The organism is Denitratimonas organivorans, from assembly GCF_037478135.1.
Lineage (GTDB): Bacteria > Pseudomonadota > Gammaproteobacteria > Xanthomonadales > Xanthomonadaceae > Denitratimonas.
On sequence record NZ_JBBHDV010000010.1, the window covers coordinates 22533 to 48571 of the forward strand.

The following is a 26039-nucleotide window of genomic DNA, read 5'->3' on the forward strand; positions in this document are numbered from 1 at the left end:
TTTATCAAAGGTGGCGCTCGGCCACGAACACGCGGAACGGACAGCCGATGTCATCGCGCTGCACCTCGAACCCTTCCGCCGCCAGTGCAGCGGCAAAATCAAACCGGTGCCAGGCATCGGCGAACGGCTCGAAGACACGCCGTGCCATCCAGCGGAAATACAGACCGTGCCAGCCGAACCGTCGCAGCAATTCCAGGCGCCCGCCATTCCACTGCAACGGCGATGGCTCGACTACGACCAGACGCGCGCCGGGGCGCGTGATGCGCCTGAGTTCAGTCAGCAGACGACGGATGTACGTGGGCGGGATTTCGTGCAGCACGAAACAGATGCCCACGCCATCAAACCGTGCGTCCGGCAGGCCACTGTTTTCGCCAACACCCTGCACCCAGCGCAACTGTGGTGCCTGTCGCGCCGCAAGGCGCAGCAGATAGGGCGATGGATCCAGACCCCAAACCTCGGGAATGCCGACGCGATGCATCTCCAGCGCCAGATGTCCGGCACCGCAGCCCAGATCCAGCGCGCATTGCGCGCCATCCAGCAACTGCGCCATGCGCCTGCGCTCATGCCTGAGCATGCCCAGCATCGCGTGATCGAAACCGTGCGAATAACCGGTCGTGATGCGGTGCGAATAATTGCCGTTGGGCAGATTGTGGAACTCCTGCAACACGTATCGCGGAATCGGCCCGGCGTGCGGCAGGACGTCGGGCAATGTCACCTTGCCGCGACGCCGGCGCAGCGCACTGGCGAACAATGTCCCGGCTCCGGAGTGATCCGGCCAGGTGGGCGGCAGCTCCACCTGGGCCCAGTCCACCGCAGCGGATTCCGCCAGAGGTGCAGCATCGCGCACTGAACAGTCTGGCTGCGTCATGTCACCGCTCCGCGCGTCGTGGACGCCAGCGGCCGGAACAGCGGTGAAAGCAGCCACACCAGACCGATGCCGAACAGCAGGGTCAGGCCGAATGCATGCAGCGCCGGCGTCGCCGACAGCGACAGCAGTCCGAACGACAGCCAAGTACTCGCCGCCCCGACACAAACCGCCAGCCAGGCCGAATCATCGCCACGATGTTCCATCAGGAAAATGCCGTAATCGATTCCCATGCCCAGCAGCAGGATCAGCGCCAGCACATTGAACAGTTGCAGCGGCTCGCCCATCCAGCCCAGCAGCGCCAAGGTGAGCAGCGCCGCCAGCAAGGTCGGCAGCATCACCCGCCAGGCCGCCGCACCGAAGCGCCACATCAGCAGCAGATGCACCGCCACCACACCGGCCAGCAACAACCACGACATCAGGCCACGGTAATGCCCGAGCAGCTGTGAATAGTCGGCCGCACGGTCGACGAAGCGCACCCCTTCGATATCCACTGCCGCCGCGTGCAGCGGTTGCAGCGAACCGCCACGCGCCGGATCGTCCAGCATCACCACACTGGCCATGCCCTCGCCCAGTTCGCCCAGCCACAGCGCGCGCGCCGGCAGCGATACCGGTGCGGCCAGCCAGTCCTGCAGCGCCAATGGTGCGGAGGCAAACGCCGGGCGCGACAGGGTTTCATCCAGCAGCTGGCCCAACTGTTCCAGCACCTGGCCTTCCTGCCGCGCACTGAGCTGTGCGTCGGCCTGTTGACGGCGTTGCGAAGGCAACCAGTCGGTGATCGCGCGCCAGCCACCGATCTGTTGCTGTTGGTGCAGCGTCACCAGACGTTCGACCAGCGCTTCCTCACGCTCCAGCACCTGCTGCGCATCCGCCCCACGCACCAGGAAAAACTGCGCCGGACTGGGCAGACCCAGCACGCGCCCGGCTTTGATCTGCTCGGCGATCAGTGCTTCGGGCGACGATTGCAGGCTGCGCAGATCATCACGCACTTCCAGCCGCAGCAATCCGGAAATTATGAATACCACTGCCAGCACCGCCGCCCATGCCCAGCCGGCACCGGGCCGGAAACAGGGCCAGAAGCGCAACGAAGCGCCCAATGCCCGCGCGAACCGGCTGTCGCGCGGTGGGCGCGCATCCAGCCAGGGGAACCACAAAATCGCGCTGAGGAAGGCACCAGTCAGGCCGGCGACCGAGAACACCGCCATCTGCCGCAGCCCCGGGAACGGTGCCAGACCCAGCGCCAGGTATACGGCCGCGCTGGTCAAAAGCGCCAGCCACAACCCGGGCAACAGATGACGCAGCAGACACCAGCGATCCTGCTGCGGATAGCCTTGGCGCGACGCGAACCAGTGGATGCCGTAGTCCTCGGCCACACCCACCAGGCTGGCGCCGAATACCAGTGTCAGCAAGTGCACCCGTTCGAACAGCAGTGCCGTCACCGACAAGCCGACCGCACAACCGACCAGCAGCGACAGCGCCACCAGCACGATCGACCGCGGCGAACGGAAGGCGAGGAAGGCCAACAGCAACACCGCCGCCAGCGAGCCCCAGCCGATGGTGTTGATCTCATTGTTGGCCTGCACCGCCGCCGCTTCAGCATGCAGCGGCACACCGGCACGCAGGATGCGCAATCCGTCCACCTGCGCACGCGCGGCGTCGGCGGCCTGGGTCAATGCGCGCTCCAGATGCGGTTCGCCATCCAGACGGAAGGCCGATCCGGCCAGTTCCAGTTGCAACACGGCCCAGTGCCGGCCATCCGCCATGACCAGTCCGTGCTCGCCGACCTGCACGCCGGAGGCGAGCACGCGCTGCTGCCACCACTGCGGCCAGAGCGCGAGCGGGTCGGCCAGCCAACCGGTCAATCCCGCGCCAACCGGGCCGTGCAGCCGCACCATCGCCTGCTGCACCAACATCGCCAGATCGGCCTGCTGCAGCATCTGCCGCTGCTCCGCGGTCAACAGGCGGTCGCGGTAGGGCGCGTAGAACGCACGTGCGCCATCGAACCAGTCCGCAGCTGATGCGACTTCTTCCAGTGCCACATTGCTGCTGTCCAACGTGGTCCGGAACACCTGCTGCGCGCGCACCGCATCGGCGGCCTCGCTCGCCCCCAGCAGCACCACCACTCGGCGCGCACTGGATTCGGCGATGCGCGCGGTGGCATCGGCGGCCTCCACATCGGCCGCGTCACGTGGCAGCAGCGCCAACACGTCGGTATCGATTCGCGCCTCGCGCCAGAACTGCCACTGGTGCCAGCCCACGAGCAACACCGCACCCAGCCACAGCAGCGCCCACCAGCGCCAGCCACGGATCGGTGTGGAACCTGTCACCGGCTCAGTCAAGGCGCGCGGCCTCCCCGGCCTCCAGCGCCGGGCCGGTGGCCAGCGCACTGAACACGATGCGGGTGCGATCACCCTGCGTATCAAGCAGCTCGACCTGTTCCACGAAACGCCCCCCCTCGATCGACAACGTGCTGAACGCCTGCGCCAGCGGCCCCGGCCGCGGCACCAGTTCCAGCTTCCAGCGCCCATCCGGCAGCAGTTGGGCCTCGCCCTCGAAACGGGCGGACAGCGCCGCCACATCCCCGCCCATCAGTGCGAACAGCGTGCTGTTGACCGCCGCCAGACCCGGCTGACGGCTGGCATCGACCTCGACCCGCTGGCTGCCATCAGGCTGGCGGCTGGTGATGCGCTCACGCGTGATGACCATCTCGCCGGGGAACGGTGCCAGCGTTTCCCACAGCACGCCGCGGCCGCTGGCCAGCAGGAAGCGGCCACTGGAACGCAGCGGGTTGCGGAAGCCTTCCACGTGCTTTTCCTGACTGAAGTCGCCGCGCAGCACCTCGGCTTGCTCGACTCTGGCCGCCACCGCATCGAAATCCGCCCGCTCCTGCGCCTGCACCGTACCGCACAGGGCCCACAGCAACCCGATCAGAACGCCACGCCCGGGAATATTCATGCCACATCCACACCCAGCCGCTGCCACAAAACCTGCGGGCAGACGTATTGAAGTTCACCGGTGGCCGCGTCAACCGCAACCTGGATGGTATGGGCACGGGTCAGGCGCTCGTCGCTGGCCTCATCGCGGATTTCGTAATCGATGCGCAACCGGTTTTCCCACTCCACGATGCGCGCACCCACCCGCAGCTTCTGGCCGAAGTGCAACGGCCGCACATACTTGATGCGCGCATCCACCACCGGCCACAACCAGCCCGAGGCCTGCATCTGCGGATAGTCGTAATCGAAACGCCGCAGCAGTGCGCAGCGCGCGATCTCCAGGTATTTGAAGTAGTGGCCGTGCCAGACCACGTTCATCGGGTCGCAATCGTGGAACGCCGGCTCCAGCGCAATCTCGCAGAAAAGGTCGGACATCACGCCAACTCCGTGTACAGGTTCCAGCGCTGGGCGCGGATATCGGCCAGCAACCGGTGCAGATCCTGATCCAGCGCGCGGTCTTCTTCGACCAGCGCAACGCGCTCGGCAAGATCGGCCAGCATCCGTTCCAGAGCATCGCCCAGCGGCAGAGTCGGATCCTGTTGCCGGCGCAAGGTGCAGCCCTGGCGGGCGGCGATCAGCATCGCCGCGCCTACTTGTTCGGTCAGCTCCAGCACGCGCAGCGCATCGCGCGCCGCAATCGTGCCCATGCTGACCTTGTCCTGGTTGTGGCACTCGGTGGAGCGCGAGAACACCGACGCCGGCATGGTCAGTTTCAATGCCTCCGCAGTCCAGGCCGAAACGCTGATCTGCAATGCCTTGAGCCCGTGGTTGATCGGCGCCCGTTCGCCCTGGCTGGCCGACAGATTGGCCGGCAGGCCGTGGTTGTAGCGCGTGTCCACCAGCAGCGCGAGCTGCCGGTCGAGCAGATCGGCAATATTGGCCACCGCATTCTTCAGCGCATCCATCGCGAACGCGATGTGGCCACCGTAGAAGTGCCCGCCATGCAGGATGCGCTCACCGTCCGGATCCACCAGCGGATTGTCGTTGGCGCTGTTGAGCTCAGCCTGGATCAGCTGGCGAAGGAAGGGCAAGGCGTCTTCCAGCACGCCGATCACGTGCGGCGAACAGCGCAGCGAATAGCGGTCCTGCAGACGCTGCTGGTTGCGCGGCGCGGCATCTTCGGCCAGATCCGCACGCAAACGCCGTGCGACCTGCATCTGTCCGGGGTGCGGCTTGGCCGCAAACAAGACCTCGTCGAAGTGGTGTGCGTTGCCGGCACTGGCGAAGACATTGAACGCGGTCAGGCGTGTCGCCAGCCGTGACAGATAGTGCGCGCGATCAAACGCCAGGCAGGCCAGTGCGGTCATCACCGCGGTGCCATTCATGATCGCCAGCCCTTCCTTGGGACGCAGCCGCAGCGGTACCCGACCGATTGCCGCCAGCGCCTGCGCAGCGCTGCAGCGTTGCCCCTGGAACATCACCTCGCGCTCACCACACAGCACCGCAGCAACATAGGAAAGCGGCGTCAGATCGCCACTGGCGCCGACCGAGCCTTCGGCCGGAATCAAGGGCAGGACATCGTGCCGCAGCAACGCTGCCAGCCCTTCGAGCAGTTCCAGGCTCACGCCGGACATCCCGCGTGCCAGCGATGCCAGCCGCGCCGCCAGCACCGCCCGGGTTTCCTCGACATCGAGGAAACGCCCCATGCCGCAGCCGTGATAGGCGAACAGATGGTGCGGCAGCTCCGCCACCAGCGCCGGTGGAATGTTCACCGTGCACGAATCACCGTAGCCGGTGGTGACGCCGTAGATCACGCCGTCACGTTCCAGCAAGCGGTCAAGGAAGGCCGCACCACGCGCAATACGGGCGCGGAACGTGGGCTCGGTCGACAGCACCGCCGGACGCTGCCGGCGCGCCAGCGCCACAACCTCCTCGATGCAGAGTTCGGACGGGCCGAAAACCACCGGCGCCAGGTCAGGAACGGGAAGCGTCATCGGAAAACTGATCCCAGAACGGAAAGAAATTGAACCAATCGAAGGGCGCCGCGCAGACCTGGGTTTCCAGCCAGCGTGCAAATCCGGCGGCATGCGCGGCCAGGGCCGCCTCGCGCTGACGGCGCGGCAATTCCACCCGCTGCGCCAGACGCACGAAATCGATGCCGTAGCCATCGCCCCGGCGGGTGCAGCCCATCGCGAACAGCGGACAACCCAATGTCGCCGCCAGCACATACGGACCGATCGGCAGCGGCGCCCGATGTCCGAGGAAATCCACGTCCACATGACGCGCGCCGCGCAATGGCACACGATCCCCGGCAATGGCGATGAAAGCGCCTTGGGCGACGCGTTCGGCCAATCGGATCGCAGTGCCCGGATCCAGTTCGGTCACCTGCACCAGTTCCACCGGATGATCCGGCGCCAGCCGTTGCAACAACTGGTTGAACTGCTCGGCATGCGCGGTGTGCACCAGCGCCACCAGCCGCAAGCCCGGGACATGCGGTGCCAATGCGCGGCAGAGCTCCAGACACCCCATATGCGCGGTGACGATCACCCCGCCACCGCCGCTGCCGATCTGGTCCAGCATCGTCTGCCGCTGCAACGTCACTTTCGAAGCCGGATAACGCCCCGCCATCGCCAGCAGCTTGTCCAGCAGGGTTTCTGCAAAATTGAAGAAATGCCGCAACCCCTGGCGCCATCCCGGCACCGCACCCACGCCACCGCAATGAGCCTGCACCCGCTCCAGATATTGCAGCGACGCGCGCCGCGCGATGCCGTTCACCAGCCAATGGAAAAACACCACCGGAAATACGCACAGTCGGAACGGCCAACGCCCCAGCACGGCGTGCACGCCAAGCAGGATCCGGATGCCCAACACCCAGGTCGATTCGCGCAACGCCGCCCAGTGTGGCACGCCCTGCGCGCTCATCGCCGCACCCGTGCCGACAACAATCGCGGCAGGCGCCGCAGCATTCCGAAGAACAGCCGCGCGTGCATCGCGCTGATGCGCAGATTGTCTTGCCAGACATCGAAATGCGAAACGCCGTCTTCCGGATAACGCACCAGGGTTGGCAGGTTCTGTACCGGCGCGCCACGCCAGACCAGACGCACCAGGATGTCGCTGTCGAAATCCATGCGTCGGCCAACCGGTTCGGCATCGATCAGCGCCAGCACTGGCGCCAGCGGATACAGTCGGAAACCGCACATCGAATCGGCCACCGCGAACGACAGTGTGTTGATCCAGACCCAGACATGGGTCAGGTAACGCCCGTACAGCCTGCCTTTGGGCACGCTCCGGTCATACACCGCCTGGCCACACACCACGGTGTCCAGCGCGGTCTGCGCAGCACTGATGAAACGTGGAATATCGCCGGTGTCATGCTGGCCGTCGGCATCGATCTGCAACACATGGCTGGCACCCAGCTCTGCCGCCTTGCGGAAACCGGCCAGCATCGCGCCGCCCTTGCCCTGATTGGTTTCCAGCCGCAGCAGCCGGACCCGGCCGGCATGCAGCTGCGCCAAACGCTCAAGCTCACGCTCACACGGCGGGTGCGATCCGTCATCGACCAGCAGGCACGGCAACCCGGATTCCAGCACTCCGGCCAGCGTGCGGGCAATCGCGTGTTCATGGTCGTACACTGGAATAACAACCCACGGGACGAACGCGCTCATGACCTGTCCCCGTCCGGTGCGAACAGCACACGCCCGCCCGCATGACTGCCGGCAGCCGAATGCCAGGCAAAGGTCACCGCGCCGCGCGCCGTATCCAGGCGCAACTCCAGATGCAGGCGGGTGCCCGGTCGCACGACCTGCTGGAATTTCAGCGCATCCACGCGCAGCACCGGAGTCCGCAGCGCAAAGGCTTCGCGTGCAAAGTGGATCGCCCAGTCCAGCTGCGCCACGCCGGGAAGGATGGGCACCTGTGGGAAATGCCCGTCGAACACCGACAGCCCACCATCGGCCAGGACTTCACCGTGCGCCTGCTCCGGCGCGGCCTGCTCACGCCACTGGATCTGCGGCCGAAACGATGTGGCCGCAGGTGCGAACAAGGCACGCAGCCCGGCCTCGGTCACCTTGCCCTGCGTATTGACCGGCAAGGCCGCCACGAAACGCCACAGTCGCGGCCGGGTCACGCTGTCCTGGCCTTGCGCCAACGCGGTGTCCAGGCGCTGGCGCAAGGCACGATCACCGGATGACCCGCGCAGCGCGTCGCCCTGCGCAGCAGGCACCACGACCGCCGCCAGCTGGGTGCGCGCACCGGGCAGCACCAGCACGCGCGCCTCGGCCACTTCCGGCTGCGCCAGCAGGCAGCGCTCCAGTGCATCCAGCGACACCCTGCGTTCTTCGATCTTCACGATGCGATCAGCGCGCCCGAGCAACACGAAACCTTCGCCCTGCGCCCGCACCCGGTCCTGACTTCGCCACCAGTCGGCCGTAGCCAGATGCGGTGAACGCACCTCCAGCTGATCGCCGACGATGCGCCACGCCACGCCGGGCAACGGCGTCCATGGCGATACGGCATCGGACTCCAGCCGCCGCCAGGCGATACCACCGGTTTCACTGCTGCCGTAGATCTCCGTCGCGGGCTGGCCCAGCAAGCGCCGCACCTGCGCCCCGGCCTGCAACGGCAGCGGACCACCGGAGGAAAACACCGCACCCAGCCGCGCAGCCGCGCCCGACCAGTCCAGCGCGTCGGGCAGCCGCTTCAGGTGCGCCGGGCTGCTGACCAGGATGCAGGCCGTTTCCTGTGCCAGGGCCGGGGCCAGCTCTTCATGGAAGAATCGGCGCGGGGCGATCTTCCGGCCCGCAGCCAGTGGCCACAGCACGCGGAACAGCAGCCCGTAGATATGCTGGTGCGACACGGTGCCATGCACCACCGCCCCTTCCATCTGTGTGCCGAAACTGCGCTCCAGTGCCTCGACCTCGCGTGCCAGCTGCGCCAGCGACTTGCCGATCGCGCTCGGCGCACCGGTCGAGCCGGACGTGAATACCACCAGCCGCGTGGACTGTTCGTCCAGCGCCTCCCAAAGCGCCTCATCGGCCGCCAACGGCAGGGGTTTCAGCGGCATCCGCGCGGCCGGCATATCGCCGGCAAAACCTGCAACGTCCGGCGCCAGCGCATCGAGTGTCGCTGGCAAGGTGTCGCCACACAGCCAGACCTCGACACCGGCATGCCAGGCACCGAACAGCGCCGCGGCAAATTCCAGCGTGTCCTCCAGATACAGCGCCCAGCGGCCGGAGCGGCCGGCAAACGCGGCTCGCCATTGCGCACTGCGCTGGCGCAGCTGCGCATGCGTGGCCAGTTCGCCCCCGGTTGCGACAACCCGCCCTGGCACGGCACGGCACATCAGCCCGGACAGCGGCAGCCACTCACCCATGATGTTGCGCCGCCCGCACACGCTGGCGCACCAGCCATTCGCCGGCGAACACCAGACCGATCAGGCCATAGGCGATCAGGCCGTTGTAAAGCGCCCAGGTGGCGGCGCTGGCCCACAGTGCCGTGGCCAGCGCGATTGAACCGTTGAGCACGAAGAATCCGCACCAGACCCAAGTGACCCGGCGCGTATAGATCACCCCCGCCGGGGACAGGTCAGGCTCGGTGCGGCGCGCAATGCGTTCGATCACGCTGGGCGGACGCAGCAGACTGGTGGCGAACACCAGCAGCAACAGCGCATTGACCGCCACCGGATAGAGCTTGAGCGGCGTGGCCGCATTCAACACCGTGGCCATGGCCGCCAACAGGGCTGCGGCAACAGCGGTGGCGATCCAGACCGGGTCGCGGGTCCCCAGGGCGCGCAGTGCCGCCAGCGCGAACAGCAGCAGCGCCATCCAGCGCGGCTCGAAACGCCCGAGCGCCAGCCAGATCGCCAGCGGATAGGCCAGCGACAAGACCACGAAAAGCACGGTCCGCATTCGACTCAGGGCAGCGTCCGGTTCCCGCTCAGGCGGTTTCCCGGATCAGGCCGTGCAGCACATCGACCACATCCTGCACCGTGCGCACCGACTTGAACGCATCCGGTTGCAGGTTGCTGCCCAGCAGCGGCTTGAGCTGCACGATCAGATCGACCGCATCGATGCTGTCGATATCCAGATCCTCGCCGAGACGGGCCTGCGGCGTGATGCGCTCGGCCTCGATCTGGAAGGTGTCCTGGAGAATGGTGGAGATATGCGCGAAAAGTTCTTGGGGAGTCATGGCGACAGAATCCTTGCCGTCGTAATTCGGCCGATGGTTGAAATGGAACGAAACCGGTCTCAGGCCGGCCTTCCGGCCGCCACCAGGCTGGCCAGCGCATCCACGCTGGCGAAATGCCGCCGGGTTTCCTGGGAATCAGCGGACAACACGATGCCATAGCGTTTCTGCAACGCCAGGCCAAGTTCCAGCGCATCGATCGAGTCCAGCCCCAGGCCCTCGTTGAACAGCGGCGCCGCGGCATCGATGTCATCGGGAGCAATATCCTCCAGCGCCAGGGTCTGGATGATCAGTGCCTTGATTTCGTCTTTCAGTTCGGATGTGGCTTGGTTTTCCAATGGAGCATCAACCGCCTGCACGGCGGGCCTCGTTCGAAAAGTAGTGGGTGAGATACTCGGTAAAGCGTCGCGCGGCGAGGGCTTCGCCCTGCCCATCCGCCAAATATGGCGTGACGTCGAGATTTTCCCCCACCTCGACGCTGTAATGAAAGCGCTGCGACGGCACACGATACCACTTATCCCCCTTGCCCAAGGTCAGCGGCGAGCAGCGCAATCGCACCGGCGTGACATCCACGCCTCCCCGCACCGCGATGTTCGCCGCACCGCGTTGCAGCCGCATCGGCACATCGCGCCGGGTGCGCGTGCCCTCGGGAAAGATCAGCAGGGTGCTGCCTTCCCGCAACGCGGCGATGCAATCGTCCACCAGGGCCGCACCATCGTCGTTGCAGATGTATCCACAGGCCAGAATCGGCCCGCGGGTGAAGGGGTTGCGCGCCAGCCCGGACCTGACGATGCAATCAGCATTGGGCATCAGCGATATCAGGAACACCACATCGATCAGGGTCGGATGGTTGGCCAGCACCAGCCGGCCCGGCTCGCGCAGCCGCTCGACGTCATGCAACTCGTAAGTGAGCACGCCCAGCAGCCGCATCAATTCGACATGGAAACGGAAACTGACCTGCACCAGGCGCCGCGATATGCGTCGGCAGCGTGCACGGTCGCGCACCAGTAGGCGCAGCAACGGGAACACGAAAAGGCCCAGCAACAGCCCACCGATACCGAAGGCGGCGAAACTGATGCCGGTGGCGATCACCCGCCAGCCGTGATCCAGCCATTCACGCATGGCGCTTCCAGCACCACTGCACACCTTCGGCCTGCTCCCGGCGCCGCGAAGCACCCGACAGCAGAAAATGATGCGCGGCAAGGGCATTGGGAAGCGTATCGGCATCGGCGGCCTGATCCGGCAGCGTGGAGGCGTCATCCCAATGCAGCGACAGCCGTTCACCCGGCGCTTCCGCAGCGGCACCCGCATCATCCGCGACCAGCCGCCAGGCGAAACCGAAGAACGCGTCCGGCTCGTCAAGAAAGGATGTATAGGCCTGCGGCGCCTGCGAATCACATACCACCAGCGACACCGACGCGGCGCCATCGGCCAGCAGCCCCACCGCCTCGACCAGCGCGGTTTCGACACTGGCGCAGCCGCCGGCCAGCGCGGTGTAGTTGCCGCGCTCGCCACGCACAATCGAATACAGCGCCGCGATAGCGTTGTGCACCGACAGCCCGAACTGGGTCGGAGACATCGACTGCTGCGCGCCAAGTGCTTCCAGCAACGCATAGGATCGGCCCACATCGCCGTGGCGCGACACGAACACCAGTGGCTGCCCAGCATCCTGCGGGAGGCGGCAATCGTCCAACGTCTGGATCGCGGCACGGCCGAGCCGGTCGATGCGGCGGCGCTGCATCGCCGGCACCTTTTCCAGTGCCGGCATCGCTTCACCCGTTGGCGCAAAAGGTTGCCGCGCCCACGCCTGCCAGTCCTCGGCAGTCTCCAGCCCCGGCGCCCATGCCGCCCAGCCCGTCACCCGGAACGCGATGCTCGAAGCGTTGCCCATCAGTTGATCCGTCACCATGCAGGGACGTGCATTAAATCCGCCCCGCCGCCCGGATGCCACCCTGCATCCCCCATGCCGTGCTCCACGCTGCAACGGAACCCGCGACGGCTCCCGCTAGAATGGGCATCCGCACATCCGTGCCTGCCCTGCTCCAACTCCAAGGTGTTCACATGAAGGAAAAAGAAGACATCGTCAACAACTGGTTGCCGCGTTACACCGGCGTGCCGCTGGATCAGTTCGGGGAGCACATCCTGCTGACCAACTTCGGCGGTTATGTCGACAATTTCGCGCGCATGATGGGCGGCGAGGTGGTCGGGCGTGACCGGCCGATGTCCAGCTGCACCGTTGACGGCCTCACCATGATCAACTTCGGCATGGGCAGCCCCAATGCCGCCACGATGATGGATCTGCTCTCGGCCATTTCGCCCAAGGCGGTGCTGTTCCTGGGCAAGACCGGTGGGCTGAAGAAGAAGAACGAGCTGGGCGATCTGATCCTGCCGATTGCCGCGATCCGTGGCGAAGGCACTTCCAACGATTATCTGCCGCCGGAGGTTCCGGCGCTGCCGGCGTTCGCGTTGCAGCGCGCGGTGTCCACGATGATCCGCGACCTCGGCCACGACTACTGGACCGGCACCGTCTACACCACCAACCGCCGCGTCTGGGAGCACGATGACGCGTTCAAGGAGCGCCTGCGGCAGATGCGCTGCATGGCGGTGGACATGGAAACCGCGACAATCTTCGCGGCCGGTTTCGCCAATTCGATTCCGTCCGGTGCGCTGCTGCTGGTTTCGGACCAGCCGATGATTCCCGAAGGCGTCAAGACCGAGGCCAGCGATGCCAAGATCACCACGCATTTCGTCGAACGCCACATCCAGATCGGCATCGAAGCGTTGAAGCTGATCCGCCGCAATGGCAAGTCGGTCAAGCACCTGCGTTTCGACTGATCGCCCGCTGGGCGTCGTGCCAACCGGCATGACGCCCGCTCCGGCATCGACAAAGCACCACCGGCCAACAGCGCGACCTGACCACCCAGCGCCAGGCAATCGCGCCGGCTGTGCGTGACCACCACCAACATCGCCTCGCTGGCGCGTCGGGCGGTTGCTTCGTGCACGCTGCGGATATCGACCGCGTCCAGCCCGGCCGTGGGTTCGTCCAGCAGATGGCAGGGGACCGGCGCCGCCAGATTCGCGAGCACGGCCAGCAGCCGGCGTCGCGTGGCCGATGCCTCGGCCATTGGTTCGTCCAGCTGAAGTGATGGATTCCCTGCTGAAAAATGTGCCGAGTCGATGCCCTGCTGCACGAGGCAGGACGCCAACGTGCCTGCACCCGGCAACACTTCGCGCTGCCCCAGATGCCGCAGCAGAAACGGCGCCATGCCGTGCAGCGTGGCACGCGGCCGCGAACCCGGATCCTTCGCCGCTGCAGCCAGCGCCTGCAACAACCGCGATTTGCCGATGCCGGCCGCGCCCACCAGAAACAACAATCCCGGTGCGGTCACGTCCAGATCGATGGTGCGAAACAGCAGGTGGCGCGCGAGCCCCTCCACCCGGAGTCCGTTCAGTGCCAGCATCCCTTTTCCCCTGCGTCACGCTGTTGCGCGCGACGTGTTGCATGGCAGCCGCGATGCGGTGCCGATCACGCTTCAACGTTAGGGCAGCGCCATGCGGCTGCCCATCAGGGGCGACCCGATAATCGGGCATCGACGCGCTGTGCCGGCGCGACGCACGGCCGCATCAGCGGATGCGGAAGGCGGACCTGATCCGGCTCAATGCAGCAGCAAGGCCACCAGCCCGAGGAACAGGCCCATGCTGCTGATGTCGGTGGCCACCGACAGGAAGATCGCCGAAGCTGTGGCCGGGTCGGCACCGAGACGGCGCAGCAGCATCGGGATCGCGGCACCGGACAGGCCGGCGAACATGCAGCTCAGCGACAACGCCAGGAAGATCGCGCCAGCCAGCCACAGCGGTGACACCAGATCCTGCGATTGCGCGACGAAATACAGCACCACCCCGGCGATCAGGCCGCTGACCGCGCCATTTAGCAGCCCCAGCCAGGCTTCCTTGGCCAGCACCCGCCAGCGCGGCGTGTCGCGCAGTTCACCCAGGGTCATGCCGCGGATCGTCACCGCCAGCGCCTGCGCGCCCAGATTGCTGCATTGGCCCGACATCACCGGCAGGAACGCAGCGAGCACCACGAGTTTGTCGATGGTGGATTCAAACAGCCCGACCACGGTCGCGGCACCGAAGGCGATCAGCATGTTCAACAACAGCCACGGATGGCGGAAACGGAAGCTGCGCGACCACGGCGTGGCCAAGCGCTCCTCCTTCTCCACACCCACCATGCTGCCGGCCTGCGCGGAAATCTCGAAGGCCTGCTGCTCGAACAATGCCTGCCCACGCACCATGCCCAGCAGCCGGCCGGCCTCGTCGCAGACCGGATAGACCGGGAAATGATGCGTCACCACCTGGCGCATGGCCTCGACGAACTTCTGCTCCGGCCGCAGCCGGAACGGCTCGCGCAGCATGATCTTCTCCAGCGTGGCATCGGCCTCGGCGAACACCAGTTCGCGGAACGCCACCACGCCGACCAGCGCGCCATCGGCTTCGACCACGAAGACATAGACCACCATGCGCTGGCGCACGATCTGGCGCAGGGTTTCCAGCACGCTGGCCACGCTCGCGCCGGGTGGAAACACCGCCGCCGGGCGTTCCATCAGACGCCCGACCGTGCCTTCCGGATAGGTGTGGCCGAGCAGCCACAGCGGCTCACGGCCGAACGGCACGGCGGCGGCGATGCGTTCGCGCCGGGCCGGTTCGAATTCCTCCAGCACTTCCACCGCCAGGCCAATGTGCAGGCGGCTGAGCAGATCCGCGATCCGCGCGTCGGGCAGGTGGTCGAGCAGGTCGGCGCCGCTGCGCGGATCCAGTTGCGCCAGCCGGGTCAGCAGGGTCTGGGTGTCATCCATCCGGGATCATCCTCGGCCCGCAACCGGGCGCAGCGGCCGAATGTACCCGATGCCGGCCCTGCCCGAGCAGCACGACATGTCAGCGCCGGCGCAGGTCACGCAGGATTTCACGTGCCGCATTGCGCCCCGGAAGGCCGGTGACGCCGCCGCCCGGATGGGTGCCCGAGCCGCACAGGTAAAGGCCGGGCAATGCACCGCGATAATTTCCCTGACCCAGCAGCGGACGCGCGCTGAACAGCTGGTCCAACCCCAGCGCGCCGTGGAAGATGTCGCCGCCGACCAGACCGAATCCACGCTCCAGATCCAGCGGTGTCAGCGCGCTCCAGCCCAGCACGCTGGCAGCGAAATTCGGCGCGACGCGGTCGACGGTGTCGATCATCAGCTGCGCCACGGCATCGCGGTGCGTATCCCAGCCGTCCGGCATGTCGGGGTGGACATGCTGGCAGAACAGGCTGGCCACGTGCTGGCCGGGCGGCGCCAGGCTGTCGTCCAGGGTGGAGGAGATCACCAGTTCAACGATCGGCTCGCGCGCCCAGCCGGGGTTATGTTCGCGCGATTTGGCATCGAACCAGGCGCGTTCCATATAACCCAGCGACGGCGCGATCAGGATGCCGCTCTGGTGATGCGCCTGCAGCGCGGTGCCGGGCGCGGCGCTGAAATCCGGCAGGTCGGACAGCGCCACGTTCATGCGGAAGGTGCCGGAACCGCAGCGGTAGCGGGCGATGCGTTCGCGCGTATCGGTATCCAGCTCGGCCGCCTCCACCAGACGCGTGTAGAGCAGTTTCGGATTGACGTTGGCGACCACGCAGCGCGCCGCGAACCAGCGGCCGTCTTCCAGTTCCACACCATTGGCCCGCCCCTGACCGACCCGCACCTGCGCCACCGCCGCATCGGTGAACAGCTCCACGCCACGCATCCGGCATTCGGCCGCCATCGCCTGCGTGATCGCGCCCATGCCGCCGATCGCGTGGCCCCAAACGCCGGGCTTGCCATTGGTTTCGCCGAACACGTGATGCAGCAGCACATAGGCGCTGCCCGGCGTGTAGGGGCTGGCGAAATTGCCGACCACCGAATCCCAGCCCAGGGCCGCTTTCAGCGGTTCGGATTCGAGCCAGTGGTCGAGCATCTCGCCGGCGGATTTGGTGAACAGATCGAGCAGATCACGCCGCCCGCGCATGTCCAATTGCTTCAACCGCCTACCCACCTGCCATGAGGCCAGCCAGTCGGCCAGCACGAAGCGCTCCGACACATTCGGCGGGGTCTGGCGCATCAGCTCACGCAGCACCGCGACCACGCGTTCGAGCATCGCGTAATAGTCCGGCAGACGCTGCGCATCGCGCGGCCAGCGTCGTGCCAGTTCCGCCATGCCGTCCTCGCCGCCGAGGCGGAACGCGGTGCCATCGGGCAGCGGCAGGAAATTTGCAAAGGGGCGCTCGACCACGCGCAAACCATGCTGGTGCAGGCGCAGATCGGCGATCACTTCCGGATTCAACAGACTGACCGTGTAGCTGGCGGTGGAATTGCGGAAGCCCGGATGGAATTCCTCGGTCACCGCCGCGCCGCCCAGCACCGCACGGCGTTCCAGCACCGCCACCTTCAATCCGGCCCCGGCCAGATACGCCGCGCACACCAGCCCGTTGTGGCCGCCGCCGATGATGACCGCATCGAACACCTGCATCGTCTTCCCCCGCCCGCGTGTGGTGGCGGGGATTATCGCGGCATTGGTGGATAGCCGTGGACATGGCTGGACAGCGCGCCCCGATGGCCATGTTTGCCGGGGTTGAATGGAGCAATGGTTGCACCACCATGCCTTCATGCCGACATTGGTCCGCCTGTCCATCGCCACGGTCACGAAGTACGCCAATGACCACCTGCCACCGCATTTCCATGTCCGGATGAGCGATGGCCGCGAGGCTCTGGTGGAAATCGAAACCTTGCGGCCCATCTCCAGCAGTCTCAAGGCACGCGAGCGGGCGCCGGCCATCGCCTGGGCAGCAGCCAACAGGACCATGCTTGGTGTGAAATGGAAGGAACTGAACCCATGAACCAGCCTCAATTCCTGATCACCCGTGTCGCCGCACGGGCACCGGCGCGACTGCTACTTTCCTTCGCCGACGGATTCAGTGGAGAAGCCGATTTGTCCGGTGTCATCGCCCACCACCCCACGCTGGCGCGGCTACGTGAACCCGGGGTTTTCGCACAGGTTGCCGTTGACGAGTGGAGCCGCGGCGTGGTGTTCGCCGCCGACGACGAACTGGCACTGGCCAGCGACAATCTTCGCGCCCTGATCCTGGAACAGGCCGGCGAGTTTTCACATCAGCAGATCATCGCCTGGATGGCGCGGCACAGACTCTCCCTTTCCACCGCCGCCGAGGCCCTGGGCCTGAGCCGCCGGATGCTGGCCTATTACCGCAGCGGTGAAAAAGCCATCCCGAAAACCGTCGGCCTGGCTCTGCTCGGCTGGGAAGTGCAGCAGTCCCGCACTGCCGCCTGAGGCGGATGATCCCGGCCTCGAACCGCTGCCGATTCTCCCATCGCCTGCCGGCCTATCCGGCAGCACTACCCCACACCGCCACGCGTGCCGCCGCCCCTTCCACCCACGCCGGACATTTCATGAAAACTCCGGGCTAACATGCGCGCGACGTGATGACATGGATATGCAGGCGATGAAGGAACGGATGCCGCTGTGGGTGCAGGAGTGGTTCGAGGTGCTGCTGCCGCTGGCGAAGATCGTACTGATCCTGTTGCTGGCCGCGCTGTTGCAGTACCTGTTGCGGCGCCTGATCGAGCGCCTGTGTCGGCGCTACGATTTACCCTTCGCGCTGGCGATGGCGGCACGGCGCATCCTGGGGTTTCTGATTGGCGCGGCGGCGCTGTTCCTGACCCTGGACCTGCTGGGCGTCTCCGGCACGGTGCTGTGGACCGCGTTCACCGGCTTTGCCACGGTCGGCGCGGTGGCGTTCTTCGCAGCCTGGAGCGTGCTGTCCAACATCTTCTGCACGCTGCTGATCTTCACCACGCGTCCGTTCCGCCTCAATGACACCGTCGAACTGCTGGAAAATGGCGAGAAACCCGGCATCAGGGGCCGCGTCATCGACATCAACCTGATCTACACCACGCTGGTGGAAAGCGGCGATCTGCAGAACGGCAGCATGGTGCAGATTCCCAACAACCTGTTCTTCCAGCGCACGCTGCGGCGCTGGCGCGGTGATGCGATTCCGGCATTGCCGACGCGCCTTCCCGCACCTGCGGCCACACCTGCCATCGAAACCACACCGCCATGACCGAAGCCGATACGCACAACAACGAAAACCGCCGCCCGCTGACCACGCGCAGCGCCGGCTGGGCCAGGGCCTTGGCCAGTGCGCTGGTGAAAAGTGCGGTGACGCCAAACCAGATTTCGGTGCTGAGCATCGTGTTCGCGCTGATCGGCGCGGGTCTGCTGCTGTACTGGCCGACGCCGGCCGGCTTCGTGCTGGCGGCGCTGTGCGTGCAGTTGCGGCTGCTGTGCAACCTGCTCGACGGCATGGTCGCGATCGAAGGCGGCAAGCAGTCACCGGTGGGCGCGCTGTACAACGAATTTCCCGACCGCATCGCCGATTCGCTGTTCCTCATCGCACTCGGCCATGCCGCCGGTCACGGCTGGCTGGGCTGGCTGATGGCCCTGCTCGCGGCGTTGACGGCCTATATCCGCGTCACCGGCGGCAGCCTCGGGTTGGCACAGGATTTCCGCGGGCCGCAGGCCAAACCGCATCGCATGGCGGTGATGACGGCGGCGCTGCTGATCACCGCGGCGGAGCTTCACTGGCGCGGCGGCGTGCACGCACTGCTGGCGGCATCGGTGCTGATCGCGGCAGGTTCGGCGCTGACCTGCGTGCTGCGCAGCCGTGCGATCGCGGCGCAGTTGCGGGAGCGCGGCTGATGCTGGCGCGGGCACTGGTGGCGCTGGCGAAACTGTTTTTCGGCGCCTATCCACGCTGGATCGGGGTGCGGCCGGAACCACGCCAGCGCATCTACTTCGCCAACCACGGCAGCCATCTGGACACCGTGACGCTGTGGGCGGCGCTGCCCCCGCATCTGCGCCGCCGTACCCGGCCGGTGGCGGCGAAGGATTACTGGGGCGGTGGCCTGCGCGCGCTGGTCGCGCATCGCGGCCTGAATGCTGTGCTGATCGACCGTGAGCGCAAAAACCCGCAGGACGATCCGCTCGCACCCTTGCATGCGGCACTGGCGCAAGGCGATTCGCTGATCATCTTCCCCGAAGGCACGCGCAACCCGGACGAAACCCCGGGCCGCTTCAAGTCCGGCATCTACCACCTGGCCTGTGCCCACCCGGACATGGAACCGGTCGCGGTGTATCTGGACAACGCCCGCCGCAGCCTGCCCAAAGGCAGCCTGTTGCCGGTGCCATTGATCTGCACCGCGCGTTTCGGTGCGGTGGTGAAACCGGCACCGGGCGAATCGAAAGACGAATACCTGCAACGCGCCCGCGCGGCGGTGATGGAGTTGGCTTAACTTTGCGCAGGGTGCAATTCCATGCGCCCTGCTCGCAGGCCTCACGCCAGTTCGAGCATCGCCGCCAGCCGCATCAGCGCATCGTCGATCACCACTGCCGGAACACGCTCGATCCTGCGCGCCTTGCGTGCTGCCAGATCGAGCATCCGCACCTTGTTGAGCAGGGCTACGCCTTGGGTCTTGCAGCCGGTGCCGGAAAGGCTCACCGCGAATCCAGCGAAGCGCGCGTAGTCGCCGCCCTGGGAAATGGGTGCCACCAGCGTATCGCCGAAGCGGTTGAAGGCGCGCGGTGTCAGCACCAGGGCACGGCGGGTGCCGCGCTGTTCGTGACCGAAGGCCGGGTCGAGCGGCACGCTCACCACGTCGCCGCGCTCGAACACCGCCATCACCAGACCTCGCCACCCACGGGCCGTGCCGCATCCCAGAGGGCCAGGTCGGCGGGCGGCGGTGCCTTCGGATCGCATTGCGCGATCAGGTCGGCCAGTGTGTATTTGTGCCTGGGCGAGAGCACGATATCGCCTTCGGCGGTGGTGCCCAGCGTCATCGTCTGGCCGGCGGCCAGGTTCAGTTCCCGCAATACCGCAGGCGGCAGCACCGCCACCGTGCTGTTGCCGTATTTGCGCAGGACCAGTTCCATCGGGATACCTGTTTTGCAGTGTTGCACGTCCGTCAGGCTAGAACCGATGTTCAACATTGTCAAACAATGTATGGGTACACTTCGCGCCTTGAAACACATTGGACGGTTTGACGGGCATGAGCGATTCGATCCTGATCTGGTTTGAAGCATTGCTGCGGCGCACGCCGGAAGAGTTCTGGCAGGTGATGGGCGGCGTGCTGATGCTGCTGCTGATCGCCAGCACGGTTGCTGCGCTGCTGAAGCGCCGCAAGCCCGGCGCGACGGTGGACAACCTCGTGGCGCGGATCAATGCGTGGTGGGCGATGGTCGCGGTGCTGGGCGCGTGCTTCCTGCTCGGGCCGGTGGCGACGCTGGTGTTGTTCGCCATCGCGTCGTTTCTGGCCTTGCGCGAGTTCGTCACGTTGACGCCGACGCGGCGCGGCGACCATCTGGTGCTGTGCCTGTGTTTCTACGTGGCGATCCCGTTGCAGTATTTCCTGATCGGGATCGACTGGTACGGCCTGTTCGTGATGTGCATCCCGGTGTACGGCTTCCTGCTGCTGCCGGCGGTGTCGGCGCTGGCCGGGGATACCGAGGACTTCCTCGCCCGCAACACCAAGATCCAGTGGGGCCTGATGCTGACGGTGTACTGCATCAGTTACGCGCCGGCACTGTTGCTGCTCGATATTCCCGGCTACGAGGGCGGCAATCTGCTGCTGTTGCTGTACCTGCTGCTGGTGGTGCAGCTCTCCGACGTGTTGCAGTACGTGTTCGGAAAACTGTTCGGCAAGCACAAGCTGGCACCGAGCGTGAGCCCGTCGAAAACCGTCGAAGGGCTGGTCGGTGGCGGGTTGTCAGCGGCAGGCGTAGGCGCGGCGCTGTGGTGGATCACGCCGTTCACGCCGTTGCAGTCCGGACTGATGTCGCTGCTGATCGTGATCTGTGGATTTCTTGGCGGGCTGGCGTTGTCGGCGGTCAAACGCAGCCTGGGCGCGAAGGACTGGGGCCAAATGATCGAAGGCCACGGCGGCATGCTGGACCGGCTGGATTCGGTGACGTTTGCCGCGCCGATCTTCTTCCATGTGGTGCGTTACGCGTTCGCGTAGCGCCCGGGGCTCAGCGCCGCATGCGTTCCAGGATGCCGTCCAGTTCGTCGTGGCTGTGGTAGGCGATCACCAGTTTGCCGCGACCGCCACGGCCTGATTGCAGGCTGACGCGGGCGCCGAGCGATTCGGACAGTTCGCGCTCCAGTGCGGCGATATCGGCATCGGGTTTGCGTGCGGCGGGCTTGGGCGGAGCGGCGATGCCCTTCTGCAGGGCCTGCACGCGGCGTTCGGTTTCACGCACCGACCATTGTTCGGCGGCGGCCTGCTGCGCCAGCGCGATGGCCTGGGCCTGCGGCAGCGTGAGCAGGGCGCGGGCGTGGCCCATTTCCAGTTCACGACGGTCCACCAAGACGCGGATCGCTTCGGGCAGTTCCAGCAGGCGCAGCAGGTTGCTGACCGCAGCGCGCGAGCGGCCGACGGTTTCGGCGGCCTGCTGGTGGGTGAGGTCGAATTCATCGATCAGGCGCTGCAATGCGGTGGCCACTTCCAGCGGATTCAGGTCTTCGCGCTGGATGTTTTCGATCAGCGCCATCGCCAGCGCGGTGGTGTCGTCGATGGCGCGGATCACCACCGGCACTTCGCGCAGCGAGGCCTGTTGTGAGGCGCGCCAGCGGCGTTCGCCGGCGATGATCTCGTAGCGGTCCTTGGCGACCGCGCGCACGATGATCGGCTGGATCAGGCCCTGGGCCTTGATCGATTCGGCCAGTTCCTCCAGCTTTTCCGCATCCATGTGGCGGCGCGGCTGGTATTTGCCAGGCTGGAGTTTTTCGATCGGCAGCGTGGCGAGGCGATCACCGGCGCTGACGGTTTCAGTCGCGGCCGCGTCCACTTCGCGGATCAGGGAGCTGAGGCCGCGCCCCAGTGCGGGTTTTCTGGCCATCAATGTGCCTCCATTCGCGCCATGTACTGGCGTTCGCGCCCGATCACTTCGCCGGCCAGGCCCAGATAGGCGACGCCGCCGCGCGAGGCGCGGTCGTAGTCGATGATGCTTTGCCCGTGGCTGGGTGCTTCGGCCAGACGCACGTTGCGCGGGATCACGGTGCGGTAGACCTTGTCGCCGAAGTGGCGTTGCAGTTCGGCCGAAACGGCGTTGGTCAGGCCGTTGCGCACGTCGTACATGGTGCGCACGATGCCTTCGATTTCCAGCGTAGGATTGAGCCGGCGCTTGACCACGTCCATGGTGTCGGTGAGCGCGGCGATGCCTTCCAGCGCAAAGTATTCGCACTGCATCGGCACCAGCACGCTGTCGGCGGCGGTCAGCGCATTGAGCGTCAGCAGGCTGAGCGAGGGCGGGCAATCGATGATCACGTACTGGTAGTTGCGTGCCACCGGTTCCAGCGCCTGCTTGAGGCGGGTTTCGCGGTCGGAAAGGTCCATCAGTTGCAGTTCGGCCGCGATCAGGTCGGTGTTGCTGGGCAGAAGATCGTATTTGCCGGCCGTGCTCTGGATCGCCTGTTCGGCGGGCGACTCGCCCAGCAGCACTTCGCAGCCGGAAGGATGTGCCTCGCGCTTGTCGATGCCCGAGGCCATGGTGGCGTTGCCCTGCGGGTCAAGGTCCACCAGCAGCACGCGGCGGCCGATTTCCGCCAGTGCGGCCGAGAGGTTGACGGCCGTGGTGGTCTTGCCGACCCCGCCCTTCTGGTTGACCACTGCGATGATGCGCGACATGGGATTCTTTCTAGAGTTTCTCGACAACGACCAGATGCCGTTCGGCCGCCAGGCCGGGCACCACGAGCGGATGGGTGGCGATATGCCGGTAGCCTTGCGGCAGCGCGGCAATCTCTTCGTCCGGCACGCGCCCCTTCATCGCCAGCAGGCGGCCGCCGGGCCGCAGCAGGTGCCCCCCGAGCGTCAGGATACCTTCAAGTGTGGCCAAAGCGCGCGCGATCAACTGGTCGTGCTGGCCGCTTTCGGGCACATCCTCGGCGCGGCAATCGTGCACGGTGACCTGTGAAAGCCCGAGCTGGCGCACCGCTTCGCGCAGGAAGCGGGCCTTCTTGCCGGCGGTTTCCACCAGGCTCACGCGCAGCTGCGGATCGTTCAGCGCCAGCGGAATGCCGGGCAGGCCGGCGCCGGTGCCGATATCGGCCACGCGGCCCTGCACGAAGGGCGCGATCGACAGCGAATCGAGCAGGTGCTTGACCAGCATTTCCTGCGGATCGCGGATCGCGGTGAGGTTGTAGGCCCGGTTCCACTGCACCAGCAGCGCCAGATAGTCCAGCAGGCGCGGCGTCAGGCCGGGCGTGGTGATGCCCAGTTCGGCCAGGCCGGCATCGAGTTCGGGCGTCAGAGAGGAAAGCGGGTTCACGCGCACCACCGGAAGCGGGGAAGCCGCCCAGTATCGGCAGCAGCGCCGATGCTGGCAACGCTGCGCGGATTTCCGTGCGTCAGGCCGAAGTGCCGGGGTGGACCTGGCAGCGGGTGACCCGCAGACCGAATTCGGACAGGTCCTGGTTCAGCTCACGCAGGTGCACCGCCAGACGCGGGCCGTGATCGGCATTCTCGGCGCCGCCCAGCTGCGACAGTGCCTGCACGACATGGCGCTGGACCACGGCATCGACATTTTCCAGTGCGTTGCCGGTGCGCTTGGGCTCCAGGATCTGGTAGTAGACATCGGCGCGTGCGGCGTCCTCGCCTGCCAGCGGCACTTCGAGCTGATGCCCGACCAGCCGCACGCGGTGCGCAACCTGATCCACCAGCGGCAGGGTGAAGCGCAGGCCCGGCGTCAGGGTGCGGACGTAGCGTCCGAAGCGGTGCACGGTCAGCACCGTGTCTTCAGGCACCCAGCGCAGACCGGCCATCATCACGGCGAGCAGCGGCAGCAGAACCAGAAGAAACATCATGACCATTCACCAGGCAATTGGGTTTTCCAGTGATTTCAGCCTTTTGGCTGAAGGTTTTGCGCTCGAATCTAGCACTTCGCTGCAAACGATTCAGCACATTGGTGAACATTATGCACACGGCCGTTTAACTTCCGGTTAACAAACTCGGCGACAGCTGCCTCTATCGTCGCGACCGTTTCCCTTTCCGGACCTTCCCATGCGCAGCGGCAACCCCGTCCTCAGCGACTCCACCTTCCTTGATCTGGGCAGCGGCGCGGTGCTGTCGCGCCCGGCCGATGCGATGACGCTCAACGGCACCATCGCCAAGACCGGCTTCCTGCTGTTTCTGACCGTTCTGACCGCCGCCTTCGCGTGGAACCAGTCGATTTCGCCGGCCGGCCCGACTGCGGCCGCACCGATCTACATGTGGGGCGGCGTGATCGGCGGGCTGATCGTGGCCTTCATCACGATCTTCAAGAAGCAGTGGTCGCCGGTCACCGCACCGCTGTATGCGTTGCTGGAAGGGTTTTTCCTGGGCGCGATCTCGGCGGTGTTCGCGCATCTTTACGAAGGCATCGTGATGCAGGCGGTGATGCTGACCTTCGGCACCCTGTTCGCGATGCTGTTCGCCTATCGCAGCGGCATGATCAAGGTGACGCAGAAGTTCCGTGCCGGCGTGGTCGCGGCCACCGGCGGCATCATGCTGATCTATCTGGCCACGATCGGGCTGGGCTTTTTCGGCATCAACATTCCGTACATCCACGAATCGGGCCTGATCGGCATCGGCTTCAGCCTGTTCGTGGTGGTGATCGCGGCGATGAATCTGGTGCTGGATTTCGATCTGATCGAAACCGGCGTCAGCCACGGCGCGCCCAAGTACATGGAATGGTTCGGCGGCTTTGCGCTGCTGGTGACGCTGATCTGGCTGTACGTGGAGTTCCTGCGCCTGCTGGCCAAGCTGCAATCGCGCGACTGAAGCCACGTACGCCGGAACCTCGCACATCGAGGCTGGAACGAACGGGGCGCTGCGGCGCCCCGTTTCCGTTGCGCCGGCACGCTCATCCGGGGCGGGAAAACCCTGCGGCGGTAGAATGGCTGGCCCTTCCCTGCAAAGCCGTTCGCGCCATGTCCTTTCCCGCCAGCCGTCCGCGCCGCATGCGCCACGATGATTTCTCCCGCCGCCTGATGCGCGAGAACGTGTTGACCGCCAACGACCTGATCCTGCCGGTGTTCGTGCACGAGGAAAAAGGCCGCGCGCCGGTGCCTTCGATGCCGGGCGTGGAGCGGCTCTCGATCGACGAACTGCTCAAGGTCGGCGAACAGGCGCTGGAACTGGGCATCCCGCTGATCGACCTGTTCGGCGTGCCCGATGCGGCCGCCAAGACCGATGACGGCGCCATCGCCTGGGACGAAGACGGCATCGTGCCGCGCGCCATCCGTGCGCTGAAGTCGCGTTTCCCGGAACTGGGCGTGATGAGCGACCAGGCGCTGGATCCGTATACCTCGCACGGTCAGGACGGGCTGATCGACGAGGCCGGCTACATCCTCAACGACGAAACCGTCGAGGCGCTGATCAGGCAATCGCTGGCGCACGCCGCCGCCGGGGTCGATGTGCTGTCGCCCAGCGACATGATGGACGGACGCATCGGCGCGATCCGCAACGCACTGGAATCAGCCGGCTTCATCCATACCCGCATCATGGCCTACAGCGCCAAGTACGCCAGTTCGTTCTACGGCCCGTTCCGCAGCGCGGTCGGCAGCGCCGCCAGCCTCGGCAAGGGCAGCAAGCACACCTACCAGATGGACCCGGCCAATTCCGACGAGGCGCTGCACGAGGTGGCGCTGGATCTGGCCGAAGGCGCCGACATGGTGATGGTCAAACCCGGCCTGCCGTATCTGGACATCGTGTATCGGGTGAAACAGCGCTTCGGGCGCCCGACCTTCGTGTACCAGGTCAGCGGCGAGTACGCGATGATCAAGGCTGCCGCCGGCAACGGCTGGATCAATGAAAAGGAGGTCGCGCTCGAAACCCTGCTGGCGTTCAAGCGCGCTGGGGCGGATGGCATCCTGACCTATTTCGCACTGGATGCGGCACGCTGGCTGCGCGAGGCGGGCGGCTGAGGCCGCGGCTTCGTACTTATGT

General features: G+C 66.1%; 30 protein-coding genes. 9 read left to right on the plus strand and 21 right to left on the minus strand.

Translation table 11 applies throughout. From position 1 onward, the window contains the following. Window positions 1-4: 4 nt before the first annotated feature. From WDB66_RS10805 to WDB66_RS10865, 13 genes are read right to left on the minus strand one after another with little or no spacing between them, the layout of a single operon-like run. Complete coding sequence (locus tag WDB66_RS10805; RefSeq protein WP_339398592.1) at window positions 5-868, minus strand: class I SAM-dependent methyltransferase; 864 nt, start codon at window positions 866-868, stop codon at window positions 5-7. Beyond that, complete coding sequence (locus WDB66_RS10810; RefSeq protein WP_339398593.1) at window positions 865-3204, minus strand: MMPL family transporter; 2340 nt, start codon at window positions 3202-3204, stop codon at window positions 865-867. The genes WDB66_RS10805 and WDB66_RS10810 overlap by 4 nt, the downstream gene beginning before the upstream one ends. After that, window positions 3197-3820 carry a LolA family protein gene (locus tag WDB66_RS10815; RefSeq protein WP_339398594.1) on the minus strand — a complete coding sequence of 208 codons (624 nt, stop codon included), beginning with the start codon at window positions 3818-3820 and terminating at the stop codon, window positions 3197-3199. Before WDB66_RS10815 ends, WDB66_RS10810 begins: the two co-directional genes overlap by 8 nt. Further along, window positions 3817-4233, minus strand: coding sequence for an acyl-CoA thioesterase (locus WDB66_RS10820; RefSeq protein WP_339398595.1), 417 nt, complete (start codon window positions 4231-4233; stop codon window positions 3817-3819). The genes WDB66_RS10815 and WDB66_RS10820 overlap by 4 nt, the downstream gene beginning before the upstream one ends. After that, the gene (locus WDB66_RS10825; protein ID WP_339398596.1) at window positions 4233-5792 is read right to left on the minus strand and encodes an HAL/PAL/TAL family ammonia-lyase; all 1560 of its coding nucleotides are present in this window, start codon (window positions 5790-5792) and stop codon (window positions 4233-4235) included. Before WDB66_RS10825 ends, WDB66_RS10820 begins: the two co-directional genes overlap by 1 nt. Next, window positions 5773-6720 (minus strand): lysophospholipid acyltransferase family protein, encoded by a 948-nt coding sequence (locus tag WDB66_RS10830; RefSeq protein WP_339398597.1) that lies wholly within the window; start codon window positions 6718-6720, stop codon window positions 5773-5775. Before WDB66_RS10830 ends, WDB66_RS10825 begins: the two co-directional genes overlap by 20 nt. Beyond that, a complete protein-coding gene (locus WDB66_RS10835) occupies window positions 6717-7463 on the minus strand; it encodes a glycosyltransferase family 2 protein (protein ID WP_339398598.1) in 747 nt (248 codons plus the stop codon). The genes WDB66_RS10830 and WDB66_RS10835 overlap by 4 nt, the downstream gene beginning before the upstream one ends. After that, complete coding sequence (locus tag WDB66_RS10840; protein WP_339398599.1) at window positions 7460-9169, minus strand: ApeI family dehydratase; 1710 nt, start codon at window positions 9167-9169, stop codon at window positions 7460-7462. Before WDB66_RS10840 ends, WDB66_RS10835 begins: the two co-directional genes overlap by 4 nt. Further along, window positions 9162-9704, minus strand: a complete 543-nt coding sequence (locus WDB66_RS10845; protein ID WP_339398600.1) for a COG4648 family protein — start codon at window positions 9702-9704, stop codon at window positions 9162-9164. The genes WDB66_RS10840 and WDB66_RS10845 overlap by 8 nt, the downstream gene beginning before the upstream one ends. Window positions 9705-9732: 28 nt before the next feature. Further along, on the minus strand, window positions 9733-9984 hold the full coding sequence (locus WDB66_RS10850; protein WP_339398601.1) for an acyl carrier protein: 252 nt from the start codon (window positions 9982-9984) through the stop codon (window positions 9733-9735). A gap of 59 nt (window positions 9985-10043) precedes the next feature. Then, window positions 10044-10319 carry a phosphopantetheine-binding protein gene (locus WDB66_RS10855; protein ID WP_339398602.1) on the minus strand — a complete coding sequence of 92 codons (276 nt, stop codon included), beginning with the start codon at window positions 10317-10319 and terminating at the stop codon, window positions 10044-10046. A gap of 7 nt (window positions 10320-10326) precedes the next feature. Beyond that, a complete protein-coding gene (locus tag WDB66_RS10860) occupies window positions 10327-11103 on the minus strand; it encodes a lysophospholipid acyltransferase family protein (protein ID WP_339398603.1) in 777 nt (258 codons plus the stop codon). Beyond that, window positions 11096-11872 (minus strand): beta-ketoacyl synthase chain length factor, encoded by a 777-nt coding sequence (locus WDB66_RS10865; protein WP_339398604.1) that lies wholly within the window; start codon window positions 11870-11872, stop codon window positions 11096-11098. Before WDB66_RS10865 ends, WDB66_RS10860 begins: the two co-directional genes overlap by 8 nt. 170 nt (window positions 11873-12042) lie before the next feature. Here WDB66_RS10865 and WDB66_RS10870 point away from each other — a divergent pair, with 170 nt between their 5' ends. Further along, window positions 12043-12816 (plus strand): AMP nucleosidase, encoded by a 774-nt coding sequence (locus WDB66_RS10870; RefSeq protein ID WP_339398605.1) that lies wholly within the window; start codon window positions 12043-12045, stop codon window positions 12814-12816. Between the two features lie 821 nt (window positions 12817-13637). On the opposite strand, the gene WDB66_RS10875 is transcribed toward WDB66_RS10870, so the two are convergent. Then, on the minus strand, window positions 13638-14837 hold the full coding sequence (locus WDB66_RS10875) for a magnesium transporter (RefSeq protein ID WP_339398606.1): 1200 nt from the start codon (window positions 14835-14837) through the stop codon (window positions 13638-13640). Between the two features lie 79 nt (window positions 14838-14916). Beyond that, the gene (locus WDB66_RS10880; RefSeq protein WP_339398607.1) at window positions 14917-16515 is read right to left on the minus strand and encodes a phytoene desaturase family protein; all 1599 of its coding nucleotides are present in this window, start codon (window positions 16513-16515) and stop codon (window positions 14917-14919) included. Window positions 16516-16633: 118 nt separating this feature from the next. Between WDB66_RS10880 and WDB66_RS10885 the strand changes: the two genes are divergently transcribed. The 5 genes from WDB66_RS10885 to WDB66_RS10905 all read left to right on the plus strand — a co-directional run bounded on the left by WDB66_RS10885 (window position 16634) and on the right by WDB66_RS10905 (window position 19352). Further along, window positions 16634-16882: a DUF4160 domain-containing protein gene (locus tag WDB66_RS10885; protein ID WP_339398608.1), complete on the plus strand. Its 249-nt coding sequence runs from the start codon at window positions 16634-16636 to the stop codon at window positions 16880-16882. Next, window positions 16879-17331, plus strand: coding sequence for a hypothetical protein (locus WDB66_RS10890; protein WP_339398609.1), 453 nt, complete (start codon window positions 16879-16881; stop codon window positions 17329-17331). Before WDB66_RS10885 ends, WDB66_RS10890 begins: the two co-directional genes overlap by 4 nt. A gap of 163 nt (window positions 17332-17494) precedes the next feature. Beyond that, window positions 17495-18121, plus strand: a complete 627-nt coding sequence (locus WDB66_RS10895; RefSeq protein WP_489670856.1) for a mechanosensitive ion channel domain-containing protein — start codon at window positions 17495-17497, stop codon at window positions 18119-18121. Beyond that, window positions 18118-18759 (plus strand): CDP-alcohol phosphatidyltransferase family protein, encoded by a 642-nt coding sequence (locus WDB66_RS10900; RefSeq protein WP_339398611.1) that lies wholly within the window; start codon window positions 18118-18120, stop codon window positions 18757-18759. The genes WDB66_RS10895 and WDB66_RS10900 overlap by 4 nt, the downstream gene beginning before the upstream one ends. Then, a complete protein-coding gene (locus tag WDB66_RS10905; protein ID WP_339398612.1) occupies window positions 18759-19352 on the plus strand; it encodes a lysophospholipid acyltransferase family protein in 594 nt (197 codons plus the stop codon). Before WDB66_RS10900 ends, WDB66_RS10905 begins: the two co-directional genes overlap by 1 nt. A 41-nt stretch (window positions 19353-19393) precedes the next feature. On the opposite strand, the gene WDB66_RS10910 is transcribed toward WDB66_RS10905, so the two are convergent. Then, on the minus strand, window positions 19394-19738 hold the full coding sequence (locus WDB66_RS10910; protein ID WP_339398613.1) for a type II toxin-antitoxin system ChpB family toxin: 345 nt from the start codon (window positions 19736-19738) through the stop codon (window positions 19394-19396). Next, window positions 19738-19989, minus strand: a complete 252-nt coding sequence (locus WDB66_RS10915; protein WP_339398614.1) for an AbrB/MazE/SpoVT family DNA-binding domain-containing protein — start codon at window positions 19987-19989, stop codon at window positions 19738-19740. The genes WDB66_RS10910 and WDB66_RS10915 overlap by 1 nt, the downstream gene beginning before the upstream one ends. A 116-nt stretch (window positions 19990-20105) precedes the next feature. On the opposite strand from WDB66_RS10915, the gene WDB66_RS10920 reads away from it, so the two are divergent. Then, window positions 20106-21074 carry a phosphatidate cytidylyltransferase gene (locus tag WDB66_RS10920; RefSeq protein WP_339398615.1) on the plus strand — a complete coding sequence of 323 codons (969 nt, stop codon included), beginning with the start codon at window positions 20106-20108 and terminating at the stop codon, window positions 21072-21074. Window positions 21075-21084: 10 nt separating this feature from the next. Here WDB66_RS10920 and WDB66_RS10925 read toward each other — a convergent pair whose 3' ends face one another. The 4 genes from WDB66_RS10925 to WDB66_RS10940 form a co-directional block, all read right to left on the minus strand. Further along, window positions 21085-21954 (minus strand): ParB/RepB/Spo0J family partition protein, encoded by an 870-nt coding sequence (locus WDB66_RS10925; RefSeq protein ID WP_339398616.1) that lies wholly within the window; start codon window positions 21952-21954, stop codon window positions 21085-21087. After that, window positions 21954-22742, minus strand: a complete 789-nt coding sequence (locus tag WDB66_RS10930) for a ParA family protein (RefSeq protein ID WP_339398617.1) — start codon at window positions 22740-22742, stop codon at window positions 21954-21956. The genes WDB66_RS10925 and WDB66_RS10930 overlap by 1 nt, the downstream gene beginning before the upstream one ends. 10 nt (window positions 22743-22752) lie before the next feature. Further along, complete coding sequence (rsmG, locus tag WDB66_RS10935) at window positions 22753-23388, minus strand: 16S rRNA (guanine(527)-N(7))-methyltransferase RsmG (protein ID WP_487930792.1); 636 nt, start codon at window positions 23386-23388, stop codon at window positions 22753-22755. A 73-nt stretch (window positions 23389-23461) separates the two neighbouring features. Then, complete coding sequence (locus WDB66_RS10940; RefSeq protein ID WP_339398619.1) at window positions 23462-23917, minus strand: SPFH domain-containing protein; 456 nt, start codon at window positions 23915-23917, stop codon at window positions 23462-23464. Window positions 23918-24113: 196 nt separating this feature from the next. Between WDB66_RS10940 and WDB66_RS10945 the strand changes: the two genes are divergently transcribed. Together WDB66_RS10945 and hemB are read left to right on the plus strand one after the other, a co-directional pair. After that, window positions 24114-24872 carry a Bax inhibitor-1/YccA family protein gene (locus tag WDB66_RS10945; RefSeq protein WP_339398620.1) on the plus strand — a complete coding sequence of 253 codons (759 nt, stop codon included), beginning with the start codon at window positions 24114-24116 and terminating at the stop codon, window positions 24870-24872. A gap of 149 nt (window positions 24873-25021) precedes the next feature. Next, window positions 25022-26017: a porphobilinogen synthase gene (hemB, locus tag WDB66_RS10950; RefSeq protein ID WP_339398621.1), complete on the plus strand. Its 996-nt coding sequence runs from the start codon at window positions 25022-25024 to the stop codon at window positions 26015-26017. Window positions 26018-26039: the final 22 nt, after the last annotated feature.